Annotated in this window: 16 protein-coding genes and 1 tRNA gene; 13 read left to right on the top strand and 4 right to left on the bottom strand. The window is 53.1% G+C overall.

Annotation, left to right across the window (positions count from 1 at the left end):
* Position 1: 1 nt before the first annotated feature.
* A tRNA-Pro gene (locus tag WCI03_13540) sits at positions 2-78 on the bottom strand.
* A gap of 353 nt (positions 79-431) precedes the next feature.
* Here WCI03_13540 and gap point away from each other — a divergent pair.
* The 6 genes from gap (at position 432) to WCI03_13510 (ending at position 7360) form a co-directional block, all read left to right on the top strand.
* On the top strand, positions 432-1505 hold the full coding sequence (gap, locus tag WCI03_13535; GenBank protein ID MEI8140875.1) for a type I glyceraldehyde-3-phosphate dehydrogenase: 1074 nt from the start codon (positions 432-434) through the stop codon (positions 1503-1505).
* 124 nt (positions 1506-1629) lie between these two features.
* A complete protein-coding gene (gene pgk, locus WCI03_13530; GenBank protein ID MEI8140874.1) occupies positions 1630-2877 on the top strand; it encodes a phosphoglycerate kinase in 1248 nt (415 codons plus the stop codon).
* Between the two features lie 78 nt (positions 2878-2955).
* On the top strand, positions 2956-3711 hold the full coding sequence (gene tpiA, locus WCI03_13525; protein MEI8140873.1) for a triose-phosphate isomerase: 756 nt from the start codon (positions 2956-2958) through the stop codon (positions 3709-3711).
* Positions 3712-3748: 37 nt separating this feature from the next.
* Positions 3749-4150 (top strand): preprotein translocase subunit SecG, encoded by a 402-nt coding sequence (secG, locus tag WCI03_13520; protein ID MEI8140872.1) that lies wholly within the window; start codon positions 3749-3751, stop codon positions 4148-4150.
* Between the two features lie 73 nt (positions 4151-4223).
* Positions 4224-5978, top strand: a complete 1755-nt coding sequence (locus WCI03_13515; protein ID MEI8140871.1) for an ABC transporter substrate-binding protein — start codon at positions 4224-4226, stop codon at positions 5976-5978.
* Positions 5975-7360, top strand: coding sequence for an aldehyde dehydrogenase family protein (locus tag WCI03_13510; protein ID MEI8140870.1), 1386 nt, complete (start codon positions 5975-5977; stop codon positions 7358-7360). The genes WCI03_13515 and WCI03_13510 overlap by 4 nt, the downstream gene beginning before the upstream one ends.
* A gap of 56 nt (positions 7361-7416) precedes the next feature.
* Here the strand turns inward: WCI03_13510 and WCI03_13505 are convergent, their stop codons facing one another.
* Together WCI03_13505 and WCI03_13500 are read right to left on the bottom strand one after the other, a co-directional pair.
* Positions 7417-7839: a hypothetical protein gene (locus tag WCI03_13505; GenBank protein MEI8140869.1), complete on the bottom strand. Its 423-nt coding sequence runs from the start codon at positions 7837-7839 to the stop codon at positions 7417-7419.
* A 455-nt stretch (positions 7840-8294) separates the two neighbouring features.
* Positions 8295-8723: a hypothetical protein gene (locus WCI03_13500; protein MEI8140868.1), complete on the bottom strand. Its 429-nt coding sequence runs from the start codon at positions 8721-8723 to the stop codon at positions 8295-8297.
* A 172-nt stretch (positions 8724-8895) separates the two neighbouring features.
* Between WCI03_13500 and WCI03_13495 the strand changes: the two genes are divergently transcribed.
* The 4 genes from WCI03_13495 (at position 8896) to trpD (ending at position 12476) form a co-directional block, all read left to right on the top strand.
* Positions 8896-9315, top strand: a complete 420-nt coding sequence (locus WCI03_13495; GenBank protein ID MEI8140867.1) for a hypothetical protein — start codon at positions 8896-8898, stop codon at positions 9313-9315.
* Positions 9316-9433: 118 nt separating this feature from the next.
* Complete coding sequence (locus WCI03_13490) at positions 9434-10888, top strand: anthranilate synthase component I family protein (protein ID MEI8140866.1); 1455 nt, start codon at positions 9434-9436, stop codon at positions 10886-10888.
* Positions 10885-11472 carry an aminodeoxychorismate/anthranilate synthase component II gene (locus WCI03_13485; protein MEI8140865.1) on the top strand — a complete coding sequence of 196 codons (588 nt, stop codon included), beginning with the start codon at positions 10885-10887 and terminating at the stop codon, positions 11470-11472. The genes WCI03_13490 and WCI03_13485 overlap by 4 nt, the downstream gene beginning before the upstream one ends.
* On the top strand, positions 11469-12476 hold the full coding sequence (trpD, locus tag WCI03_13480) for an anthranilate phosphoribosyltransferase (GenBank protein MEI8140864.1): 1008 nt from the start codon (positions 11469-11471) through the stop codon (positions 12474-12476). The genes WCI03_13485 and trpD overlap by 4 nt, the downstream gene beginning before the upstream one ends.
* Positions 12477-12538: 62 nt before the next feature.
* On the opposite strand, the gene rpoN is transcribed toward trpD, so the two are convergent.
* Positions 12539-13972, bottom strand: coding sequence for an RNA polymerase factor sigma-54 (gene rpoN, locus WCI03_13475; GenBank protein ID MEI8140863.1), 1434 nt, complete (start codon positions 13970-13972; stop codon positions 12539-12541).
* A 131-nt stretch (positions 13973-14103) separates the two neighbouring features.
* Between rpoN and WCI03_13470 the strand changes: the two genes are divergently transcribed.
* From WCI03_13470 to WCI03_13460, 3 genes are all read left to right on the top strand, one after another.
* Positions 14104-14820: a YggS family pyridoxal phosphate-dependent enzyme gene (locus tag WCI03_13470; GenBank protein MEI8140862.1), complete on the top strand. Its 717-nt coding sequence runs from the start codon at positions 14104-14106 to the stop codon at positions 14818-14820.
* On the top strand, positions 14801-15598 hold the full coding sequence (locus WCI03_13465; protein MEI8140861.1) for a hypothetical protein: 798 nt from the start codon (positions 14801-14803) through the stop codon (positions 15596-15598). The genes WCI03_13470 and WCI03_13465 overlap by 20 nt, the downstream gene beginning before the upstream one ends.
* On the top strand, positions 15595-15742 hold a 148-nt coding region (locus WCI03_13460), incomplete at its 3' end, for a D-glycero-beta-D-manno-heptose-7-phosphate kinase (protein ID MEI8140860.1). The genes WCI03_13465 and WCI03_13460, both read left to right, overlap by 4 nt.

The following is a 15742-nucleotide window of genomic DNA, read 5'->3' as shown; positions in this document are numbered from 1 at the left end:
ATGGTCGGGGCGGCGGGATTTGAACCCACGACTTTCAGCGCCCAAGGCTGACGCGCTACCAGGCTGCGCTACACCCCGACAATAAAATCAAGTCGGGGAAGTTATCATGATGTCCCCATTCATACAAGAACTGATGCGCCCAATGTTTCGATTCATGCGCCCTGAAAGGTAGACAAGCAGTAAGCGGTACTTCTTGAATCGAACAGTGCGATCTTCAGGGGAGAATCACAACCCCTTGATGGCGCTGGCCAAGTTATAGCTGAGCAAGGCGAATATTAATATGTCTAAGCCTAATCTGACAAAATTTTAACTGATTGTTGACGCAAAGGGGGTGGGTCATGTATTGTTCCTGCCCGTTCAGATGGAAAAGCTTTTATGGTGGTAATGTCTGCGCGAAGGTAAGATTATAATAATAAAAAAAGGAGTAATAAATGTCGATTAAAGTAGGTATCAATGGGTTCGGGCGTATTGGCCGTATGGCCTTTCAGGCCCTTTGTGATCAGGGACTTTTAGGCAAGGCGATTGATGTCGTCGCAGTCGTCGACGTTTCGACGGATGCTGACTATTTTGCCTACCAGATGAAGTATGATTCAGTTCATGGCCGTTTCAAACACACTGTCACCACCGAGAAGAGCAATCCTGCTTCTGGAGAAGCCGATACGATCGTCGTCAACGGTCACAAGATCAAGTGTGTTATGGCGACGAAGACCCCTGACTTGCTTCCCTGGAAAGCCTTGGGCGTGGACTACGTCATCGAGTGCACAGGGTTGTTCACGGATTCCGAGAAGGCCAAGGGTCACCTGGCCGCCGGCGCCAAGAAAGTCATCATTTCCGCGCCTGGTAAGGGCGAAGTGAAGACCATCGTCATGGGCGTGAACGAAGGCGAATATGACAGCGCGAAGCATGCCATCGTCTCCAACGCGTCTTGCACCACTAACTGCCTGGCCCCTGTGGTCCATGTGCTGTTGAAGGAAGGCTTTGGCATTGAGACTGGTTTGATGACCACCATCCATGCCTATACCGCGACCCAGAAAACCGTTGACGGTCCCTCCAAGAAGGACTGGCGCGGCGGTCGTGCGGCGGCTTGTAACATCATTCCCTCCACCACCGGTGCCGCAAAGGCCGTGGGTGAAGTGCTTCCCGCGACCAAGGGTAAGCTGACGGGTATGTCGTTCCGCGTCCCGACGCCGGATGTTTCCGTGGTTGACCTGACCTTCCGCACAACGAAGGACACGTCGATCGAAGAGATTGATGCGGCGCTCAAGAAGGCCTCCGAGAGCTATCTCAAGAATATCCTGGGTGTGGCGACGGAAGAGTTGGTTTCGACCGACTTCATCCATGATCCCCGTTCTTCGATTTATGATTCGTTGGCCACGCTGCAGAACAACCTGAAGGGCGAGAAGCGCTTCTTCAAGGTGGTGAGCTGGTACGACAATGAGTGGGGTTACTCTAACCGCGTTGTCGAATTGGTCCAGTACATGGCCAAGAAAGACGGCGTTAAGTAAGTCGACTGCGAAACGGGTCGCTTTAGGCTGTGAGATGCTCAGGGGCGCGGGTGTAATGCCCGTTTCCCTGGGGTCTTCAGCCTAAATTCTTTTTTTAAACAGATAAAGTTCTGGAGATTGACTCATGAAAAAAACTGTACGTGATGTAATTCTGAAGGGGAAACGCGTCATCATGCGCGTGGACTTCAATGTGCCGCAGGACAAAGTTACCGGAGCCATCTCGAACACGAAGCGTATTGAGGCGGCGTTGCCGACCATTAAGTATGTTTTGGAGCAGGGCGCTTCTGTGGTGCTCATGAGTCATTTGGGTCGTCCGGATGGCAAAGTCATTGCCAAATTTTCGTTGAAGCCGGTGGCTGAAGCCCTTGAGAAATTATTGGGCAAGCCGGTAAAATTTCTTCCTGACTGTGTCGGCCCTGCTGTTGAGGCCGCGTGTTCGTCCAGTGTGGTGAAGCCTGGCGATGTCATTTTGCTTGAGAACCTGCGCTTCCATATCGAGGAAGAGGGCAAGATTAAGAATGAGGATGGTACCTCTGTGAAAGCCGATCCCAAGGCTGTTGAGGCATTTCGTGCGAGTCTCAGCAAGTTGGGCGATGTTTATGTAAATGATGCGTTTGGAACCGCGCATCGTGCTCACTCTTCGATGGTGGGCGTGAATCTGCCCGAGAAGGTCTCCGGCTTTTTGATGGAGGCCGAATTGAAAGCCTTCACGGCCGTATTGGATAATCCCAAACGTCCCTTGCTTGCCATTCTGGGTGGCGCGAAGATCGCGGATAAAATTCCGTTAATCAATAATCTTCTTGATACGGCCAATGAGATTATCATCGGGGGGGCCATGGCTTTCACGTTCAAGAAGATTCTCAATAATATGGAAATCGGATCCAGCCTCTTTGATCCCGAAGGCGCCAAGATGGTGAAGGACTTGATGGCCAAGGCAACCGCCAAAAACGTTAAAATCCATTTACCGGTGGACTATATCTGTGGAGATAAGTTTGCCGACGATGCCAATGTCATGGCGGCAGATGATGCCTCAGGCATCAAGCCCGGCTGGCTGGGACTGGATGTGGGCCCGAAATCGAACGTCATTTTCTGCGATGCGATTGCCCGTGCCAAAACCATTGTCTGGAATGGGCCTGCCGGCGTGTTTGAGATGGAGAAGTTTGCGACCGGAACCAAGGTGATGGCGGATGCGATTGCCAAGGCGACCGCATCAGGTGCCGTCACGGTGGTCGGCGGCGGGGATACCGCTACCGCGGCTAAGAAATTCAAGGTGGTTGACAAGGTTACCCATTGTTCAACCGGTGGTGGAGCCAGTCTTGAATTCCTGGAAGGCAAGGTCCTCCCGGGCGTTGCCGCCTTGAGTGAGAAGTAATAAATTGTAATGGGACGGTGGGAAATGGTATCCCATTGTCCTTAACGAACAACTTTCTATAGATTTTGGATTTTCACTATGCGTAAAAAAATTGTTGCCGGTAACTGGAAGATGAACAAGCTCACGTGTCAGGCGAACGAGCTAGCTGTTGCCCTGAAAGCTAAATTTGCCGATAAAACGGATGTTGAAGTTGTGCTCTGTCCGACCTTCACCGCTTTAAAGACGGTCGCGGATGTCATTTCTGGAACGCAGGTCAAGCTGGGTGGACAGAATATGCATTGGGAGAAGGATGGCGCGTTCACCGGCGAGATTTCAGCCGATATGCTGCGTGATGTGGGTTGCCAGTATGTCATTCTGGGACACAGCGAGCGTCGTCAGTTTTTTGGTGAGACGGATGCATCCGTAAGTCGCAAAGTGAAAGCGGCGTTGGCGGCCAATCTGACCCCGATCGTGTGTGTGGGCGAGACATTGGAACAGCGTGAAGCGAACCAGACCGAAGATGTGGTGACCACACAGGTGACCAAGAGTCTGGCCGGTTTGGATGAAACCAGTTTCCGCCGCATTGTGGTGGCGTATGAACCCGTGTGGGCGATCGGTACCGGCCGTACGGCCAGTCCTGCGCAGGCTCAGGAAGTGCATGCCTTGATTCGTCGTGTGCTTTCCAAGATGTGCAATCCCGGTGCGGCACAGGCGGTTCGCATTCAATACGGCGGCAGCATGAAGCCGGCCAATGCCAAGGAATTGATGTCTCAGCCGGATATTGACGGCGGACTGATTGGTGGGGCAGCCCTGGATGCGGCCTCCTTTATTGCCATTATTGAAGCGGCAGTCTGAAAACTAAGTGGGTGAGTTCGTAAACGGAAGGTGAAATATGGGCGGTTTTTTATACGGTTTTTTAATTTTTATCGAAATTGTTTCGGCGCTTCTGTTAATCGGAATCATCCTGCTGCAAAAGACCAAAGATGAGGGCTTGGGGCTGGCGTTTGGTGCGGGGGTGGGAGAAACCCTGTTTGGTTCCCGCACAGGAAATGTCCTGACCAAGATCACGGTGACCTTGGCGGGTATCTTTCTGCTCAATACTCTGGCCATCGGCTATATCGCCTCTGGTCGAGTCGGAACAGGGTCAGTGATCGATCGCCTTCCTGTTCAGCAATCTGTCCCCACACAATCGATGCCAGCACAAGCCGCTCCGGTAGAACCTGCCGCGGTGGATATTCCTGCCGCAAGTGGGGATGTGACACCTGTTCAGACGCCGGCGACAACCACGCCTTGATTTTGGCGTTGGAGGGTTTGCCGTGTTGATCACATCAAAGGGTCCTCTCTGGGTTTTACCAGGGTGGACTCTTTTGTTTTTTATCCATTTAAGTCTGGCGGTCGGTGCCATTGGCGGCGAGTCTGTCTTTTACGCTGAGACCAAGCGGATTGCCGGATTTGATCCCGCCAAGGCAATGGATCTCCCCTCTATCCAGGCCCAAAGTAAAATGTATGAAGGGCTGGTTCAATACGCCTATCTTGCCCGGCCTTATCGGGTTGAGCCTTGTCTGGCAGAAGCCCTGCCCACGATATCGGCTGACGGCACCGTTTATACCTTTAAGATTCGGTCGGGCATTTATTTTCAAGATGATCCCTGCTTTGTCAAGAGTCCCGCAGGAGTTGGCAAGGGCCGTGAACTTTGTGCCGCTGATTTTGTCTATGGGATCAAACGCGTCGCTGATCTGAAAGTAGGCTCACCGGGCTATTGGGCCTTCCGTGATCGGATTGTTGGTCTTGATGAGTTCAGGAGCCGCTCAGGAACCGGGCCCACAGATTATGATGCGCCTGTAGCAGGCCTGGAGACCCCGGATCGTTATACCTTGTGCGTTCATCTGGTACGTCCTTTCCCCGCCTTTTTGTGGATACTGACCATGAATTTTGTCTATGCGGTTCCCCGTGAAGCGGTGGAGTATTATGATACTGATTTCGTGTCTCATCCTGTGGGCACCGGGCCTTATATATTGAAGTCACATATTCACAACTATCGGCTCGAATTTGAGCGCAATCCGAAGTGGCGGGAAACCGGACGTGAGGAACGCTATCCGGCTTCAGGCGAGACCAACGATGTGGCCAATGGATTGTTGGCGGATGCCGGTAGACCGCTTCCGTTTATCGACCGCCTTGTGCAGTACGTCATCACGGATCCTTCGACACAGTGGCTTCTGTTCTTGTCGGGACAACTGGATGCAACGGCATTATCCCGCGATAATTGGGATGCCGTCGTGACGCCTGACCGCAAGTTAACCACGGAGATGACGGCCCGGGGCATTGAGCTGGTGGCGGCCCCGGCACTGGATACCGCGTATCTTGGCTTTAACATGGAGGATCCCGTGGTCGGTAAAAACCGGTATCTCCGTCAGGCGATGATGGCGGCATTTGACAGGGAGTGCTGGATCCGGTTTCAGAATGGACGGGTAACCCCTGCCACAGGGCCGATTCCGCCGGCAATGCGGGTATCTGAGACCAATGAAAGCCTTTTCCCCTTCAATCTGGAACGTGCCCGTAGTCTTATGATCCAGGCCGGGTATCCGGATGGAAAGGATCCCGTGACGGGGCGTCGGCTTGAACTAACGTTAGAGCTTGGTTCCGGCGAGTCCGAAACACGTGAGATGGCCGAAGTGCTGGCTTCATTTATGGAGCGGATAGGCATTGTGCTGGTGCCAAGCTTTAATAATTGGCCGTCCTTTTTGAAAAAACTCGAACAGAAACGGGCACAGATCTTCTATTTGAGCTGGATGGCGGATTATCCGGATCCCGAGAATTTCCTGCAGCTTTTCTATGGTCCCAATGTCACGCCTGGTGCCAACCGCTGTAATTACGTGAACCCGGAATTTGACCTGCTCTATGAGAAAGCCGGGACTTTACCCGAAGGATCTGAAAAGCGTACTGTCTATGCTCAGATGGAGCAGATGGTGAAGGCCGATTGCCCCTGGTTGTTTCTGCATCATTCGTTGTCAGTGATGCTCAAGCATTCCTGGTTGAAAAATTTCAAACCCCACGACTTCCCACTCGGGCTCAATAAATATTATCGGGTCGAGGGGAGGAAAGATGATAGGCAGAAATTATGAGTGAGTCAGTTAAAGAACTTGTTGGACGGGCCAGACGTGCGCAACAGATCATTGAATATTGGCCGCAGGAAAAGGTCGATCTGATGGTTGCCGCCGTGGGCTGGGAACTTTACAAAGAGGATAACGCCATTCGTTGTGCTGAATTGGCGATTCGCGAGACGGGGATGGGGGTGTATGAGGATAAGTTGCTCAAACACCGCAAGAAAACCCTGGGTGTTTTACGCGATTTGCATGGAGCCAAAACGGTTGGCGTGATCGAGGTTGATGAAGTCCGCGGGTTGATCAAGGTCGCCAAGCCCGTTGGTGTGGTGGCCGCCATTACCCCCGTAACCAACCCGACCTCCACACCTGCTGGAAATGGGTTAGCCATTCTGAAGACACGTAATGCGGTTATTTTTGGGGCGCATCCCCGGGCCCGCCAGACGACGGGACTGGTCGTCGAACTGATGCGGGAGGGATTGCGCAAAGCGGGCGCTCCCCTGGATCTGGTCCAGGCGTTGCCTGAACCGTCACGTGAGGCCGCACAGGACTTGATGGCGGCTGTGGATCTGGTGGTGGCCACGGGCGCGGATTCCATTGTCAAGGCGGCCTATTCAAGCGGCACGCCGGCCTATGGGGTTGGGGCCGGTAACGCCTGCGTGGTGGTTGATGAGACGGCCGTGGTTTCCGATGTTGCGGGAAAAGTTTTTCTCAGTAAGACCTTCGATAATGCCACTTCCTGCTCGAGCGAAAATTCTCTGATTATTCACAAGAGTATCTGGGTCAAGCTTGTTGAGGCGTTGCAAGCCGAGGGCGGATATCTTTGTTCAGCGGAGGAGAAGCTTCGACTACGTGCGGTTCTGTGGCAGGATAACCAACGTCTGAATCCAAAGATCATTGCCCAGACAGCACTTACCATCGCGAAATTGGCGGCGCTGGAGGTACCGGCTTCCACGCGTTTTCTGATGGTGGTCGGTGATGAACCTTTGGCGGCGGACCTCTTTGCTTCTGAAAAACTATCGCCAGTGCTGACCTTGTGGATCTATGACCAATTTGCGGAGGCGGTGGATTTTGTGGAGCGCTTAACCCGGGTATGTGGCTATGGTCACTCCTGCGGTATTCATAGTCTGGATCAGACCCATATTCTAGAATTGGCGACAAAATGCCATGTGAGCAGGATGATGGTGAACCAGCCGCAGTGTTATGCCAATAGCGGTAACTATGACAATGGGATGCCGTTCACAATGACATTGGGGTGTGGAACCTGGGGCGGAAACATCACCAGCGATAATATCGCGTGGAATCATTTTCTCAATACGACCTGGGTATCAAAACCCATTCCAACAGTCATGCCCGACGAGAATAAAATCTTTGGGGAGTGCTGGAAAACGATTGGCAAATAAATCCGCAGACCTTTTGCACAACCCTTTAAACATGGGTTGTGCACCACGTAGCCTGGTCACGATTCCGGAGTCGAACGAAGCTCCGGCTCCAGCGCAGACTCTTCTTGGATTGACGATTCCATGACTTCTGGTTCCGGTGTCGCGATGGGCTCCGGAACCGGCACAGGCTCCGGCATTGGCGCCGGTGTAGGTTCCGTAACGAAGGCCGGTTCCGGCCTTGATGGAGGCTGGATCTCTGACACCGTGGGTGGCGCCACAGGAGGCAGATCGCTAGCCATGATTGTGTTTAACATTGCCTGCCCGGCACCAGCCCACAGGACGATGACCGGATAGTTCGAGGTGTTGGGCTCTGTGGACGTTCCCGCCAAGATCGCCGATACGGTGGAATAGATACTGGGACAGCAGAGAAGCCCGGCACTGTCATGCGACAACCGGGTCACCCGGGTTCGGGCGGTCGTTTGATCCGTTGGAAGAGTCATGACGACCAACCTGTAATCCGCTGCGGCGAGTGAGCATATTTGTGGCAAAGGAATGGCGCAACGTACGGACTGTTGCCGGTTTGACGATACCAGTTTTCTGGACAGCAGACCGCATAGCGCGCTGATGAACCTCATAAGAGACGATTGAAATAACCCCGAACCACCTTTTTGACTGCGACGGCTCGCACGCTCGCCGCGGGTCAAGATTCATGTTGGGGAATACAGAATGAATGCACTGAAACCATTTCTGCCCGTTGTTAACCAGTTTAGAAGCCTCAATTTATAGCAGGTGCTATCCCCGCGAAAGGCAAACGTTTCCACGCTGGCGGGGAGCACTTCCACGAAGGGTTTTGCGGCCGTGGAAGTGCTTTCCAGCAACGGGGACTTGCGGGAGGCCGCGATCAACCACCAAGGTGAAACCCTCTGACAGTCCATAGTAGTGCGAATGGCTTGGATCACGCTTGGGGAGTTTGGTTGGCTTCTTTGAGGGTGGCTTTAGCTTTTAGATAGGTGGCGTTGGCCTTTTCGAAGGCGGCGTTTGCAGCCTTGAGGGTGGCACTCGCTTTCGCGGATGCGTCGTTGAGGGCGGCTTTGGTTTTAATGTAAGTGGCGTTAGCCTTTGTGTAGGCGAGGTTAGCCTTTTGGGCGTCGTTGAGGGCGGGGTTGGGTTTTCCGTAGGTGACGGCGAGGGCTGCGTTGGCCTTTACGTAAGTGGCTTTTGCCTTGGCGTAGGTGACTGTGAGAGCCGCTTTGGCCTTTTCATAGTGGGCACTGACTTTTGTGTGAACCGCTTTAGCCTTATGCGAGGCCTCTAAGGCGTCGACATAAGCGGCTTTAGCGGCGCTCAGATCTTCTATCAGTTTCAGGCGTTCGGCCTCGTTCATGCGATTCCCTTTGCGATCAAGATGTGGACTATATCAGTTGGAGATATGCCGTTCAACGGAATACAGAATGACGTTTCTTTCTTTCAAGGTGGTTGTTACCATGAGGGCGTTTTACCAGTCATTTTACCGCAAAGTGCGGTGAACGGGATCTGGTTGGCAGGGAAGGTTGATTATGGGCCTTGTATCGAAATTCGTCAGGTTGTCTGTGTTGGTGTCGGGTTTGGTGTTCGTTGCAGGCTGTGGCGAGCGACCGCCGATTACCTATTACCTCATCCATCCCGCGGCGGGCCAGGCAAAGGTGGTTGATGCCGATGAGGATCGCATCCGGGCCTTGTTGGATCAGGTGGCCGCTGCCTATAAGATGCCCAAGGCGAAGCCCAGTGATGAGGATATCATCCGCTATTATCAGCCAACCCCGAGCTTGACCATCGCTTTTTATGCCAAGCGGACAGGGGGTAAAGTCGCGGTGCATTTTATGCCGCTAACGCGTGGCTTTGAAAGCCGCGAATATTTCCAGCAGTTCCATCGCACCCTTGTTGACACCCTGTCGAAAAATTTCCCTGAACGTGTTACAACGATGAAGGAGCCGTGAGGGACAGTAGGCAGTGAGCAATGAGCAGTTGGGCAGGGGCTGCTTACTGCAAACTGCTGACTGCCAACTGATTATTTCTTTGACTTCTCTGGCGGTTGTTTCTATATATAGAAACATTATGTTTCCAAACGAAAAAGATTATGCCGGACTGGCGCGTGCCTTTGACATCGTGCCGGTGTATAAAGAAGTGCTTGCGGACACGGAGACTCCTGTTTCTGTTTTGCAACGTTTCATAAGCCGGGAGAATGCGTTTCTTCTGGAGAGTATGGAGGGGGGCGAGAAATGGGGGCGATACTCATTTGTTGGTATTGACCCGCGTCCTTTTCTGGAAGTGGATCATCGTCAGCCGGGCAAGGGGTTGGAAGGACTACGGCGGATTTTCAAAGGCGTTCGTGTCGCCGCCGTTCCCGGGTTACCCCGATTTATCGGAGGGGTAGTCGGGTTTATCGGTTACGAAGCAATGGGTGAGTTTGAACGTATGCCGGAGCCTAAATCAGGACGGGCTGGAATGCGGTTGCGCAGTCGGTTCGTGCAGGCGGATCGGATGATTGTTTTTGATAATATCCGCCACACGATTAAAATCGTAGTTTGTACCCGGCCTTCAGAATCCCCGTCCCCGGAGGCAGCGTATCGTCGTGCGGTTTCTGAAATTGAAGGGATCGAGCATACCCTGAATCAGCCGATGGAACGACCGGTGAGCCGTCGGACAGCGGGTGAGGTGGTGTTTGAATCGAATCAGACTCAGGCACAGTATTGTGCGATGGTGAAGCAGGCGAAGGATTATATCACGGCGGGGGACATCATTCAGGTCGTGCTGAGTCAGCGGTTCAGTGCCAATGTGGAGCTTTCGCCTCTGGATCTTTATCGTGCTCTGCGCTTGTTGAACCCTTCCCCTTACACATTCTTCCTGAAAATGGGGAGTCAAATCCTGGTTGGCTCATCGCCGGAAGTCATGGTGCGTTTGACAGGAAACCGGGTGGAATTGAGGCCGATTGCTGGAACGCGTCCGCGCGGAAAGGATGATGTTGAGGACCGGTTACTGGCGGATGAATTGCTTTCGGATGAGAAGGAGCGCGCGGAGCATGTGATGCTGGTGGATTTGGGGCGGAATGACCTCGGGCGTCTGTCGGAGATGGGAAGCGTGCAGGTGACCGATTATATGGTCATTGAGCGCTATAGCCATGTAATGCATCTGGTGTCGCATGTGCAGGGGGTGTTGCGGAAAGAGTTTGATGCCTATGATGTGATCCGTGCCACGTTCCCCGCTGGAACGCTTTCCGGAGCGCCGAAAATCCGGGCCATGGAGATTATTCATGAATTAGAACCTGAACCCCGCGGTGTGTACGGCGGGGCGGTGGGTTATGTGGGGTATGATGGCAATATGGATTTGGCCATTACCATACGGACCTTGGAGGTGACGGCGGGTACAGTGGCCATTCAGGCGGGTGCCGGGATTGTCTATGATTCTGATCCATTAAAAGAATATCAGGAGACAGGCCAAAAGGCGCGCGGCATGCAGAAGGCTGTGCAATTGGCGGCCCGTGGCCTTGAATTGGAAGGAGATGTGGTATGATCGTCCTTATCGATAATTACGATTCGTTTACCTATAATCTGGTACAAATGATGTCTGTGATTGGTGCGGATATACAGGTTTTTAGAAACGATGCCATCACCGTGGAGGGCGTGGAAGCATTGAAGCCCGAGGCCGTGGTGATTTCGCCCGGGCCATGCACACCTAAAGAAGCGGGGATTTCCGTGGAATTGATTAAGCGGATGACCGGTCGTATACCGGTGCTGGGGGTCTGTCTGGGCCATCAGTCGCTAGGGGTGGCTTTCGGGGCTACCGTTTCGAATGCCAAACGCATCATGCACGGAAAAGTGTCGCAAGTCCGGCACGATGGGCATGGAATTTTCAAGGGGATGAGTAATCCTTTTCAGGCAGGCCGTTACCACTCGTTGGCCGTTTTGCAGGAGACGTTGCCGCCGGAATTAATTGCGAATGCATTCAGTGAGGATGAGGAGATCATGGGAATGTATCATGTGACGCACCAGACCTATGGTGTGCAATTCCATCCTGAGTCCGTCTTGACGCCGACAGGGAAGCGCTTATTGCGCAACTTTCTCGATATCGTGGCGGAAAAAAAGGCCGTGCAATGAAAGATTTCCTGCAGAAATTGGTTGCAGGCAAGAACCTGAGCACCGCAGAAGCGGTGGCAGCCTTTGATCAAATCATGGATGGGGATGCGACTCCGGCGCAACTGGGATCGTTTCTCACCGCGTTACGGATCAAGGGGGAAACCATTGATGAATTAACCGGAGCCTGCGCCTCAATGCGGAGGCATGCGGTGTTCATTGATCCACGCGGGAAGCAGGTGGTGGATACCTGTGGAACGGGCGGTGATGCATTGGGAACCTTCAATATATCAACTACGGCTGCTTTTGTGGTGGCTGGAGCTGGAGTTCCGGTGGCCAAGCACGGGAATCGCTCCATTACCAGTAAGTGTGGTTCGGCGGATGTGCTGGCGGAATTGGGTGTTAACCTCGATGTGTCCCCTGATGTTATGGAGGAATGTATCCATGAGGTGGGGATCGGGTTTCTGTTTGCCCCGAAATTGCATCCGGCCATGAAGCACGCCATGGGGCCGCGTAGAGAGCTCGGATTCAGGACGATTTTTAATCTTCTCGGGCCGCTGGCCAATCCTGCAGGTGCGCGCTGTCAGGTACTGGGGGTTTTTGCGCCCGAATTAACAGAGATGTTTACCGAGGTATTGAAGCAACTGGGGAGCCAGCGCGTATTTGTGGTGCATGGGCAGGATGGAATGGATGAAATTACGGTTACTGGAACCACCCGGATCAGTGAGTTGCGGGACGGTAACATCCGTACCTATAATTTTGACCCGTTGTTGGTGATGGAAGATTATGCCGATATCTCGACTTTGGCCGGTGGCGATCCCAAACAGAATGCCGTGATCACGAGTGCTATTCTTGAAGGTGAAAAGGGGCCGCGGCGTAATATCGTTTGCCTGAATGCGGCAGCAGGTCTGATCGCTGGTGGCAAAGCTGTAGATTTTCAGGATGGGTTTCGACTGGCCGAAAAGACGCTTGATAGTGGGGCCGCATTACATGCTTTAGAAGGACTTGTCCGCAAGACGCAAAGTTAAACCGAGTTGTTGGTTATCAGTTATTGAGTAAAGTCCGGATAACTAATAACCGATGTCCATTATTATCCGTACTTCTTCCGCATATGGGAAGGGGCAATTTTAAGGGCTATCCGGTATTTTGCAACGGTGCGGCGGGCAATTTGGATGCCGCGCTCGTTCAAGATCTCAAGAAGTTCCTGATCGGATAGCGGGTGTTCCGGGTTTTCCGAGGCGACCAGTGACGCCAGACTGTCCTTGACCGTTTTATTTGAGACCACGCCCCCGGCATCGGTTTTCAAGCCGGGCGTAAAGAAATACTTCATCTCAAAGATCCCCTGTGGGGTCTGAATGTGTTTGCCGGCCACCGCACGACTGACCGTCGTCTCGTGCAATCCAACCACGGTGGCAACCTCGGACATGGTTAAGGGTTTGAGATTGGTGATGCCCTTGTCAAAAAAGTCCTGTTGCACCTTGACGATTTCGGTGGCAATTTTAAAGATCGTCTGCTGGCGTTGGTGGATGCTTTTGATCAGGAAGGCGCTCGATCGGACCCGATCCTGAATGTAATCCCTCACTTCGGCGCCTGTGCCCTCGTTATTCATTAGTGAGCGATAATGCTTGCTGATTCGCAGACGAGGGAGGTCGTCGTCATTCATCAGGACGACATAGACACCCTCCACCTTTTGAACGACCACTTCCGGCGTGACGTAGGGGGAGGACTCCGAGCCGTAGGCGCGGCCGGGTTTCGGTTCCAATGTGGAAATAAAATTGGCGGCGGCTTGAATCTCCTCGATAGGGAGCTTCAGCGCTTTGGCAATTTCCTGTAATTTATGGGCAGCTAATCGCTCGAGGTGTCCCGATACGATTCTTCCTGCGGTGCTACCTGCCTTGCCAAGACGCTCAAGTTGGAACAGAATACATTCACGGAGGTCGCGTGAGCCGACGCCCAGTGGGTCGAAGTCCTGAATAATGGCGAGGATATCCTGCATATGCGCGATATCAGCGTTACAGTTGGTGGCAAGTTCCTCAATAGATGAAGCCAGATACCCGTCGTCACTGATACTGCCGATGATGAGTTCACCCAGAGCCTTGTCTGTCTCGCTGAATTCGGCAAGGGCGAGTTGATGGAGGAGATGTTCTTGAAGGGACTGGGTTTGGGTGATGGAATCGTAGAGGTAGTCCCGCTTTTCCTCGCTATGGGCGGAATAGGAATTACGCTCCCGTTCCTGGAAAAAGTAATCCTTCCACTCGTCATCTAGTCGCACCAGAATTTCAAACTCCTTGCGGAAATCCATGGACTTATGGTCTTCGAGTTCCGTATTTACTTTTTCAACTTCAACCTGAGGGGTATCTGCGGGGAGCTCTTCGAGGGTGGGATTACTGTTCAATTCCGCCTGAATCATGGCGCGCAGTTCAAGTACGGGAGCCTGAAGCATTTCCAGGGATTGACGTAACTGGGGCGCCAACACCATGTGAAGGCGCATCTCCTGACTTAAATGTAAACCTTGTGACACCATAATTGCTCTCTCTGTACGCGGGGAATATACCCGTCATTGAAGACCGCCTCAAGGAGAAAGTCCGGGGAGTGACTGGTGAATTTTGAATGAACTTGTGATGAGCGCTTAAAAATAGTAAGGATAAACAACTTATGAGTTCGGCATTGGAAAATCGATATGAAGGCATTGTGCGGCGGATGAACTCGGCCTGTGGCAGGGCTGGGCGGGATCCGGCCTCGGTGCAATTGCTGGCCGTGTCGAAGACACAGCATCCAGATGATATTGCGGCCGTGGCTGCGTTGGGGATTGAGACGTTTGGCGAGAATCGCGTTCAAGAGGCGCGCGGCAAGATTCCCCTGTGCCCCAGTCGCATTCACTGGCATCTGATCGGCCACCTTCAATCAAATAAGGCGCGTGAGGCGGTTCACCTGTTCGAGATGATCCATTCCGTGGATTCGCTTCGCATGCTGGAGACGCTTGATCGGTGTGCGGCCGATGATGGGCGTTCGTTGCCGGTCTGTCTCGAAGTCAATGTATCTGGTGAGCGGAGTAAGTTCGGGATGTCGCCCGTGCAGGTGGAAGAAACCCTGGAAGCAGCCAATCGGTTGTTCCGAGTAAAGATTGTCGGGTTGATGACGATTCCGCCCATTGCTGAAAATCCTGAGAAGGCGCGACCTTTTTTTTGCGCGCTAAGGGAGCTTCGGAACCGTATGCAGACGGTAACGGGCTTGAATTTGCCCGAGTTATCCATGGGGATGTCGCACGATTTTGAAGTGGCGATTGAAGAGGGGGCCACTTGGATACGCGTGGGAACCCTTCTGTTTGGCCCGCGTAAACGAAAGGAACTTGATGAGTCCGGCAACGACTGACTGGGATGAGGAGGTCAAGCAGGTAAAGCCGCAATCCAACCGCCCTCCGCCGAGAGCGGCCGGGTGTTTGATGATATCAGGGCTGAGTGTTGCGATTGTGATTGCCATGGCGGTTTTCGGGATCCAGACCAAAGTGGGCAGTGACCTGGTAGCGAGCTATTTACAAAAACAGACGGGACTGGATTTGTCCATTGGTGGAGCTCAGTTGGTGGCCCCCTTGGATCTGGTTTTGACCGATGTGCAGACCAAACCTACCACGACCCCTCTGGGAAGTTTCAAGGCCCGGGAAATCCAGATGGGGTACCGATGGGGGGGCGGAGTTCAATTATCCCTTCGAGGCTTACGCCTGGAATTGGTCAAAATTGCAGATGGCTGGGTCCCGGCTTCATTCTCAAAACTTGCGACGTTAACGGATGTGCGTGACACGGTGGCTCTGTTTTCAGATGATCCCAAACTGATGAGTCTGGATGTGACCGATAGTGCGGTGTTATGGAGCAGTCCGGATGGTGAGCGTCTGTCGGGAGTGGATGGCTTGAGTCTGAGTATGCGGCCTGTACTACTGGGTGAGCGGCATCTGAAGATTTTCGAAGTATCGGCCAGAACTGTGTTCCGAGAGGGGGGCATCAAGGGGCGGTTGATGCGGCGGATGTGGGTGACGGCGCCCGAAAATCCCTATCTTGAGGTTGACTACCGAGGGGTATGGGAAGGGGATGAAGCGAGCGTTAAGGACTGGTGGGCTATTCCGCCCACCACGGGCAAGCGAGGAACAGGGAAATGAATATTGAACGCGCAAAGCAGTTGGCGAAATTGTTTGCAGGCCAGCGGATACTGGTCGTTGGTGATCTGATGCTGGATAAATATATTCACGGTTCCGTGGATCGTATTTCGCCTGAGGCACCTGTCCCCGTGGTGCGTGTGGGGC

Source organism: bacterium (assembly GCA_037143175.1).
Lineage (GTDB): Bacteria > Verrucomicrobiota > Kiritimatiellia > CAIKKV01 > CAITUY01 > JAABPW01.
This window is presented reverse-complemented; position numbering and strand designations above follow the sequence as displayed.